This is a genomic window from Psychrilyobacter sp. (assembly GCF_049671765.1).
GTDB lineage: Bacteria > Fusobacteriota > Fusobacteriia > Fusobacteriales > Fusobacteriaceae > Psychrilyobacter.
On record NZ_JBATVM010000235.1, the window covers coordinates 1 to 5,378 of the forward strand.

Consider the following 5,378-nt stretch of genomic DNA (forward strand, 5'->3'; position numbering starts at 1 on the left):
AAAGGGCCATTATTAATAGAAATGTGGACTGAAAAATCTGAGGATCCCATTATAGAGATAAAAAAAGCTCGAGAGTGGATGTTAGAAAAAATGAAATTAGGAGGTTACTATTCATGCTAGAAGAATTAAAAAAAGAAGTTCTAGAAGCAAATTTAGAATTGCCTAAAAAAGGATTAATAACATACACTTGGGGAAATGTCAGTGGTATTGAGAGAGAAAACGGGCTTATAGTGATAAAGCCAAGCGGGATAGAATACGATAATATGAAAGTAGAAGATTTGGTAGTGGTTAATTTTGATGGAGAAGTAGTTGAAGGACACTATAAACCATCATCAGATACAGCCACTCATATAGAGTTATATAAAGCATTTTCAAATATAAAAGGAATAGTGCATACTCATTCTACATGGGCTACAACCTTTGCCCAAGCAGGAAAAGATCTAATAGCATATGGAACAACTCATGCCGATTATTTCTGTGGTGATATTCCGTGTACTAGAAAAATGGATCCTACTGAAATAGGTGGAGAATATGAAAAAGAAACTGGTACAGTAATTATAGAAACTATAAAAGAAAGAAAATTAAATCCTGATCATATGCCAGCTATTTTGGTAAATAGTCATGGACCATTTACATGGGGAACTTCTCCATTAAATGCAGTTCATAATGCTGTAGTATTAGAAGAACTAGCAAAAATGGCATATAATACAGAAAAATTAAATAATGAAGTGAAACAGATGCAAACTGAGTTATTAGAAAAACATTTTTATAGAAAACATGGAAAAGATGCCTATTATGGTCAATAGATCGTAATTTTAAAAAAAAACTTAATTTTAAAATAAAAGATAACTAAAAGGAAATTTAAATAGCTATATACCTAGTGAAAAGAAATCAAATAATACAGATAATATAGGGATCTCTAGAGTATTGGTACTGGCTGATTTGATTTTAAATTAGATAGGTTGATATTACCACCTATTTTAGGACAAAAGGCATATTTATAACTTATAGATTGTAGTAAACTAACTTATTAAGATCGAATTTTTTATTTGGGTATAAATTGTAGGGAATTAATGAAAAAATAAGTATATTTCTTTATGTATAATTTAGGGTTAGGATACTTATGATTTCAAACTTAATTATCAGCTATTAAATATGTTTGTAAAAGCAAACATTCAAGGGGGAATAAAATTGAAAATATTTATCGACACGGCAAATGTGGAAGACATAAAAAAAGCTAATGACATGGGTGTTATTTGTGGTGTAACTACAAATCCGTCACTCATCGCAAAGGAAGGAAGAATATTTAAAGAGGTTGTAACAGAGATAACATCTATTGTAGATGGGCCTATAAGTGCAGAAGTAATCTCATTAGAAGCCCCTAAGATGTTAGAAGAAGCGGAAGATTTAATCAAAATTCATCCAAATATTACAATTAAGTTACCTATGACTATAGAAGGTTTAAAAGCATGTTCAGCATTATCTAAAAGAGGTGTAAAAACTAACGTAACTTTAATTTTCACTCCTAACCAAGCACTATTAGCTGCTAGAGCAGGGGCAACATTTGTATCACCGTTCTTAGGAAGACTAGATGATATTGGTGTAGATGGTATTGAATTAATCAGAGAGATCGTACAAATATTTAATGTACACAATATAAAATCAGAAATAATTGCAGCAAGTATCAGAAATCCATTACATGCAAAGGAAGCTGCTAAAGCAGGAGCACATATTGGAACTATGCCTCTTGGTGTAATTGAAAAAATGACTGAGCATCCTTTAACAGATGCAGGGATAGCTAAATTCTTAGCAGATTGGGAAGGAGTGAAATAATTTAATTTAATTATAGTATAGAAGACAGGGTTAGTAGTGAATTTTTATTTAAAAATTCAAAATTCTGAACTCTATACTATTTTTTATAACTTGACAATAACTCGTATATTACATATAATATTGTTAGAAAAAACAAATAATGTACACTAATTTTTATTTAAAAAGGAGTTAAAATGGCAGATATCAAGATGTTAACGGAAAAAGCTACACAGATGAGAAAAGATATTGTGACTATGATTTGTAAATCAAAATCAGGACATCCAGGGGGGTCGTTATCAGCAGCGGATATAGTAAGTACACTATATTTCAATGAGATGAACATCGATCCGAAAAATCCTAAGATGGCAGATAGAGATAGGTTTGTTTTATCAAAGGGACATGCAGCACCAGTATTATATGCAGCATTAGCAGAAAAAGGATATTTTGATAGAGAGTTATTAGGAACACTTAGACAATTTGGATCACCTTTACAAGGGCATCCAGATATGAGAAAATTACCAGGAGTAGATATCTCAACAGGTTCATTAGGACAAGGGTTATCGGTCGCAAATGGAATGGCATTATCAGCAAAACTAGATAAAAAATCATACAGAGTATATGCGTTATTAGGAGATGGAGAAGTACAAGAAGGACAAATATGGGAAGCTGCAATGACTGCTGCTCACTATAAACTTGACAACGTATGTGCGTTCTTAGACTCTAATAACTTACAAATAGATGGAAATGTAGATAAAGTAATGGGTGTTGAACCATTAGACGAAAAATGGAGAGCATTTGGATGGAATGTAATGGTAATAGATGGTCATAACTTCGAGGAAATATTAGGAGCTTTAGAAGCTGCTAAGGCTCATAAAGGTCAACCTACAATGGTTATAGCTAAAACTACTAAGGGTAAAGGTATCTCATTTATGGAAAACGTATGTGGATTCCATGGAGTAGCACCTACATCTGAAGAAACAGACAAAGCATTAGAAGAATTAAGTCACGTAGAATGTTGTAATAACTAATAGGAGGCCAAAAAAATGAGTAAAAAAGCTACAAGACAAGCTTACGGAGAAGCGTTAGCTGAATTAGGAAGAATAAATAAAAATGTAGTGGTTTTAGAGGCAGACTTATCTAAATCTACAAAGACTGCAATATTTCAAGCTGAATTTCCTGAAAGACATTTTAATGTAGGAATTGCAGAAGCAGACTTAATGGCAACAGCAGCAGGATTAGCAACTACTGGAAAGGTAGCATTCGCTTCTACATTTGCAATGTTTGCAGCAGGAAGAGCATTTGAGCAAATTAGAAATACAATAGCATATCCAAAATTAAATGTTAAAATAGCACCAACTCATGCAGGAATATCTGTAGGAGAAGATGGAGGATCACATCAATCTGTAGAAGATATGTCTCTTATGAGATCTATCCCAGGAATGGTAGTATTATGTCCTGCAGATGCAGAAGAAACTAGACAAATGGTATTTGCAGCAGCAGAATACGATGGTCCTGTATACCTTAGATCTGGAAGATTAGATACAGAAGATATCTACAAAGATACTGACTATAAATTTGAGATTGGAATAGCTGATACTTTAAAAGAAGGAACAGATGTTACAATTGCAGCTACAGGAATGTTAGTTCATGAAGCTATGGAAGCAGCAAAAATATTAGAAGCAGAAGGGATCTCAGTAAGAGTAATCAATGTTTCTACAATTAAGCCATTAGACGGTCCTACTATATTAAAAGCAGCACAAGAGACAAAATTTATTGTAACTTGTGAAGAGCATTCAGTAATAGGTGGATTAGGAGGAGCAATCTCTGAATTCTTAGGAGAAACTCATCCAACATTAGTAAAAAAATTAGGAATCTATGATAAATTTGGTCAATCTGGAACAGGTAACCAATTATTAGACGAATATGGATTAAGAGCAAAAGATATAGTAGCAAAAGTAAAAGAAAACATGTAATTATAATATACCATTATCTTTTCTGATATTTTCTCCCTAATTAAGGTAGAAAATAAGTTAAAAAAAAGGGAATGAAAAAAGCTGTGGAATTTTTCACAGCTTTTTTAGATATTTGATAGAATATTTTTAGTTTAATTAAATTTGAAAAAAAGAAAAGAAAAGAGTATGATTTAGTATGAAATAAAAAGAAAAAAGAGGTGAAAATGAAAGAATATATAGTTATAACAGCAGATATAGTCGATTCAAAAAAAATAGGAAATATAAATGAATTGGACAAACTATTAAAAAAATTAAATAGTCTTATTGATGATAAATCGATAATGAAGTTTAAACTTTCGAGGGGGGATGAAATACAGGCTATTTTTAAAAAAAATGTTTTTATTCCTGAAATTATAAGGTTGATGTTATATAGTTTCTATCCAATTAATTTAAGAATAGGAATAGGAATAGGAGAAATACCAGATGAAAAATTAAAAATTAAAAATTCATGGAATTCAAATGGGGAAGCATTTTATAATGCAAGAAAAGCTATTGATATTTTGGAAAAGAAAGATAAAAAAAATAAAACTAAAAAAATAAGTTCGATTTTTTTAAAATCATCAAACGATTTTTTTGATGATTGTTTTAATAGTTTTTATATTTTAAACTTTTTAAATTATAATCGTTGGAAACAAACTCAATGGGACGCGATCCAGTCTTATGAAAAATTAGAAAATCTAGAAAAATCTGCCAATGAATTAAAGATTAGCTTTTCTGCAGTTCAACAAAGGATAGCAAGTGCTAATTGGTTATTCATAAAAGAAGCGGAAGAAATTTTTTATTTTAGAATATTGAAACAGTTAAATAATTCCAGGAAAAAACCTGGAAAAACAATAATTCCAGGAAAAAACCTGGAAAAATAGGAGAGGTAAATGTTTGTAATTTTATATATTTTAAATATTCATATATTAGGAGATTTTATTTTTCAATCTAATGAGATGGTTAAGAAAAAAGAAAAAAATGATTTGAAAGAACACTTGAAACATGGGGGGATAATAGGACTTTTAATGTTTCCGTTATTTTTTATCTACGAAATCAGAGAATATGCTATTCTAATGATATTTATTTTTATTACTCATGTATTGATAGATTATATTAAAATAATGATTGGAAACAAATATAGGAGTAAAAAATCAAAACTTATATTGTTTTTAGGGGATCAAATATTACATTTTATACTGATTATATATTCATTAAAAATGATAAAATTAATACCTTTATTTAGAAATGGTTTGAAAAGAAATTTGTGGGGAGAAGGAATAATTAATTTTTTTGGATTATCAAATCAAAATATGTTACTAACTGATGTTTCGCGGTAGATTTTTTTCTGAAAAAGAAATATACTCCTAGTAACAACATTTAAAGGAGTAACTTCTATGAATAAAAATTTACTCGAAACATACTCAAATTTTTTAATTGCTTCAACTAAATCTGCTCATTCTACAGATCTACAAAATATTACTGATTCTAAAATCTCTAAAGATTCTATTTATCGGTTTCTTAGCTCTGGTCAGTTTTGTGAAAAAAACTTTTGGTTAGCTATTAAACCAATCT

The 5,378-nt window shown here is 30.1% G+C and carries 6 protein-coding genes; all 6 read left to right on the forward strand.

All coding sequences use genetic code 11. From position 1 onward, the window contains the following. Positions 1-113 precede the first annotated feature (113 nt). The 6 genes from WBG30_RS11265 to WBG30_RS11290 all read left to right on the forward strand — a co-directional run bounded on the left by WBG30_RS11265 (position 114) and on the right by WBG30_RS11290 (position 5,143). Complete coding sequence (locus WBG30_RS11265) at positions 114-806, forward strand: L-ribulose-5-phosphate 4-epimerase (protein ID WP_424504752.1); 693 nt, start codon at positions 114-116, stop codon at positions 804-806. Positions 807-1,191: 385 nt separating this feature from the next. Continuing rightward, positions 1,192-1,833, forward strand: coding sequence for a fructose-6-phosphate aldolase (gene fsa, locus WBG30_RS11270; RefSeq protein WP_424504753.1), 642 nt, complete (start codon positions 1,192-1,194; stop codon positions 1,831-1,833). A gap of 173 nt (positions 1,834-2,006) precedes the next feature. Continuing rightward, a complete protein-coding gene (locus WBG30_RS11275; protein WP_424504754.1) occupies positions 2,007-2,840 on the forward strand; it encodes a transketolase in 834 nt (277 codons plus the stop codon). 15 nt (positions 2,841-2,855) lie between these two features. Beyond that, entirely contained in the window at positions 2,856-3,785 is a 930-nt protein-coding gene (locus tag WBG30_RS11280) for a transketolase family protein (RefSeq protein ID WP_424504755.1), read from the forward strand. 203 nt (positions 3,786-3,988) lie between these two features. After that, positions 3,989-4,687: a SatD family protein gene (locus WBG30_RS11285; RefSeq protein WP_424504756.1), complete on the forward strand. Its 699-nt coding sequence runs from the start codon at positions 3,989-3,991 to the stop codon at positions 4,685-4,687. A 9-nt stretch (positions 4,688-4,696) separates the two neighbouring features. Further along, on the forward strand, positions 4,697-5,143 hold the full coding sequence (locus WBG30_RS11290) for a DUF3307 domain-containing protein (RefSeq protein ID WP_424504757.1): 447 nt from the start codon (positions 4,697-4,699) through the stop codon (positions 5,141-5,143). The last annotated feature ends 235 nt before the right edge of the window (positions 5,144-5,378 follow it).